Source organism: Cellvibrio sp. (assembly GCF_053579595.1).
This window is the reverse complement of the sequence record NZ_JBRFPI010000491.1, coordinates 1-2,874: the sequence shown is the minus strand read 5'-3', so window position 1 is coordinate 2,874 and position 2,874 is coordinate 1. Positions and strand designations below refer to the sequence as shown.

General features: G+C 49.9%; 3 protein-coding genes. All 3 read left to right on the top strand.

All coding sequences use genetic code 11. From position 1 onward, the window contains the following. Window positions 1-131 precede the first annotated feature (131 nt). Window positions 132-1,403, top strand: a complete 1,272-nt coding sequence (locus tag ACWA6V_RS20200) for a YihY family inner membrane protein (RefSeq protein ID WP_449524178.1) — start codon at window positions 132-134, stop codon at window positions 1,401-1,403. Between the two features lie 162 nt (window positions 1,404-1,565). Next, the gene (locus ACWA6V_RS20195; RefSeq protein WP_449524177.1) at window positions 1,566-1,931 is read left to right on the top strand and encodes a response regulator; all 366 of its coding nucleotides are present in this window, start codon (window positions 1,566-1,568) and stop codon (window positions 1,929-1,931) included. A gap of 78 nt (window positions 1,932-2,009) precedes the next feature. After that, the coding region (locus ACWA6V_RS20190) for an aminotransferase class I/II-fold pyridoxal phosphate-dependent enzyme (RefSeq protein WP_449524176.1) at window positions 2,010-2,874 on the top strand (865 nt) is incomplete at its 3' end.

The window sequence follows — 2,874 nt, the reverse complement described above, 5'->3', positions numbered from 1 at the left end:
TGCCTCGCGCGATTTTGAGCAGCGCGGGTTGTGATAAAGTGTGACCATAATTGTCTCTTGATAACGTCTATTTACGATGGCGCGGCAGATTATAGCGGCTGCGCCCTGACTTGGTTTAAGGATTTCACGTTATGCCGCTGTCGCCGTCCCTGATTGAGCTTGTACACAAAAGATATCGTTGGCTAGTGGGGTTTTTCTGGTTGATGGTGCACCAGTATCAGGCCAAATCTTGCCAAAAAAGTGCCGCCTCGCTCACCTACGTCACCCTCTTCGCCACAGTGCCGATGATGACTGTGACCTTTTCGATGTTCTCTATTATCCCCGCATTCCAAAACCTGGGCGACCAGCTTCAGTCGTTGTTATTCCAGCATTTTTTACCCAACAGTGAACAAGATCTGGGAAAGTACCTGAAAGACTTTTCCGCACAGGCGCGCAATTTGACCGCCTTTGGGTTGCTATTTTTGCTCGTATCCGCCTATTTGATGCTCAAAGATATCGAACAAAATTTTAATGGTATCTGGGGTGTGCCGCGCGGCCGCCGGGGTGTTGCCAACTTTTTGCTCTACTGGGCGATACTAAGTTTGGGGCCGTTATTGCTCGGTGCAGCGCTGGGTATAAGCACTTATCTTGCATCATTTCGTTTGCTGGTTGGCACTTACGATAGCCTCGGCGTATTTGAATGGGTGTTTCAGCTTGCTCCTTGGGTACTCACTTGGGCGGCATTTACCTTGTTGTTTGTCGCTGTGCCCAACTGCAAGGTGTCGGTCAGGCACGCCATGGTCGGCGGTCTTTTCACCACACTCGGTTTTCAGGGATTAAAGGCTGCCTTCGGTTGGATTGTGGGGCATTCGTCCTTCACTCTGGTTTATGGCGCTTTTGCCGCTTTGCCTTTGTTCCTGTTGTGGGTGAATTTAATTTGGACGGTAATTTTGGGTGGGGCTGTATTCGTTCACACCATTGGTGCGCACCAGATAGTGCTGCGCGACCGCAACTACCCGGACCTTTTTGCCAGTTTGATGATTCTGTGGCGCTGTTACCGCGCGTCGGAGAAAGGTGCTGCAGTACCGGAACGCGAACTCTTACATCAGGGGCTTGCCGCAGAACAGTGGTTGCGGATTCGCGATGCGCTGGTCAAAAACCATGTGATCACTGCAAATTACCAAGGGCATTATTTGCTCAGCCAGAATCTTCATTTATTGAGTTTGCAGCAGCTAAGCGACATCCTGGAGTTGCCGCGCCAGCTTCCGCATGACAAGGATGGCTTGGCGCATGTGCCTTGGGGCGCGGATGCTATCCGTATTTTGGGGGGAGTTGATAACAATCGAGAGCAATTATTATCGGTCAGTATCGCTGGCCTTTTTGAACAGCAAACGGCTGCTACGACCAGGAGTTTAACTGACTAGATATTGATTAAACGCAAAGCTGGGTAAAAAACTCGCTGCGGGCAAAGATCCCTGACTATACTCTCCTGAGATCAACTGGATTTGGTGCCTGGAAGTTGGGCGCCACTGTTTATCGTTCGTTATGTCACTCATTTTTCACTAATTAAAAGAAACGTTTACCCCATGGCGACACCTCTACTGATTTGTGATGACTCCATGATGGCGCGCAAGCAAGTCGCGCGCTCCCTACCTGAAGGCTGGGATGTCGATATCACCTTTGCCACCAATGGTGCCGAGGGGATACAGGCTATCCGTGAAGGCAAAGGTGAGATGGTTTTTCTCGACCTCACCATGCCGGAGATGGATGGTTACCAAGTACTCGAAGCAGTAAAAGCCGAAGGGTTGGATGCAATGATTATCGTCATCTCTGGTGATATTCAGCCCACGGCACATGCCCGTGTAACACAATTGGGCGCAATTGATTTTATCCAGAAGCCTGTTAACCCGGAAAAATTGGTTGCAACCCTGAAGAAGTTTGGCCTGATCTAATCCTGCTAGTGTTTTCCCGCATGACCCGCTAGATTGCTCCGTTTTCACCGGCGGTTTAATCAATTCGGGTTCCTACTTATGCAATTCTCGCGTTTCGGCCAAAAACTCTGCACTGATGCTGGCATAGTCACGCTAATGGATGACTTGGGAGAGGCGCTGCGCGTAAATCCCGATATGATTTTTATGGGCGGCGGCAACCCTGCACGTATTCCAGAAATGGAGCAAGCGTTTGAAGGCGCACTGCGCGCAACGCTCGATAACCCGCACGAAACTCATCAACTTTTAGGCGTGTACCAGCCACCGCAAGGCGATGCGGAATTGCTTGATGCCATCGCCAACTTATTGCACAACGAATATCAATGGCCGATTTCGCGCGCGAATATCGCGCTCGCCAATGGCAGTCAATCCGCATTTTTTGTGTTGTTTAATTTGTTCGCAGGCGATTATGCCGACGGTTCAAAAAAACGAATCCAATTACCGCTCACACCGGAATATTTGGGTTACAGCGATTTGGGAATCAGTGCGGATTTTTTTACCGCAACACGCCCTAGCATCGAAATGCTGCCCGATGGTTTTTTTAAATATCACGTCGATTTTTCGCAACTCAAGATTACCAATGAGACGGGCGCGCTCTGCGTATCGCGCCCCACCAATCCCACAGGTAATGTAATTAGCGATGAAGAATTAGTAAAACTGGATGAGTTGGCGCGCGCGCATCAAGTTCCATTTATTGTCGATGGCGCTTACGGAACGCCTTTCCCGAATATTTTATTTGCCGATGCCCAACCGCATTGGAATGACAACACCATCCTCGTGCTCAGCCTTTCCAAGTTGGGCTTGCCCGGTGCACGCACGGGTATTGTTATCGCCAACCCCGATGTGATTAACGCCTTCGCCAAAGACAATACCATTTTAAGTTTAGCCACCGCCAATTTCGGCCCCG

Bases quoted from the DNA above. Each gene is read 5' to 3' on its own strand.
- ACWA6V_RS20200 (WP_449524178.1), top strand. From the start codon at position 132: ATGCCGCTGTCGCCGTCCCTGATTGAGCTTGTACACAAAAGATATCGT.
- ACWA6V_RS20195 (WP_449524177.1), top strand. From the start codon at position 1,566: ATGGCGACACCTCTACTGATTTGTGATGACTCCATGATGGCGCGCAAG.